Origin of the sequence: Bacillus sp. SIMBA_074 (assembly GCF_046534555.1) — a bacterium.
Lineage (GTDB): Bacteria > Bacillota > Bacilli > Bacillales > Bacillaceae_G > Bacillus_A > Bacillus_A mycoides.
Genome location: NZ_JAWRYM010000118.1, coordinates 1 through 448 on the forward strand (window position 1 = coordinate 1; position 448 = coordinate 448).

Here is a 448-nt window from a genome sequence, read left to right on the forward strand (position 1 = left end):
TTCACTCCGAGGAGGAGTCAGAGTCTTGATTCAAAAATTTTTTTGAACAACCCGTCTGTCTTTTCCTACAATGCCTGTAATCGGTCAGAAAGCCGCCGATGCTGATGGAGGAGTTTGACCGTAAAACAGGAGGTGTGGGATGAAGAAGTGGATGGGTATCAGATGGTTGCATTTCATAAGTGTGCTGGGACTTTTGCTGCTGATGACACAGTCTGCGTGGGCCAAGGGGGAGAGCGATTGGGTAGTTAGGATAACTCCGACGAATAATGCTGCTCAGATCGACCCTGAATCAGTCATAACACTGTCCTTTTCTCAGCAGATCAAGTTAGCAAGCAATAAAGAAATAACCGAAAAAGCACTTGTATCCGCGATTCAACTAACGGATACGAAGAAAAAGAAGATCTCCTTTACGGCAAAATGGAACAAGACAAATCGCAGCGTGACAGTA

At 45.1% G+C, this 448-nt stretch carries 1 protein-coding gene; it reads left to right on the forward strand.

Annotation, left to right across the window (positions count from 1 at the left end; translation table 11 throughout):
• Nucleotides 1–139: 139 nt before the first annotated feature.
• A partial coding sequence (locus tag SB773_RS30105) for an Ig-like domain-containing domain (protein WP_410593850.1) occupies nt 140–448 on the forward strand: 309 nt, incomplete at its 3' end.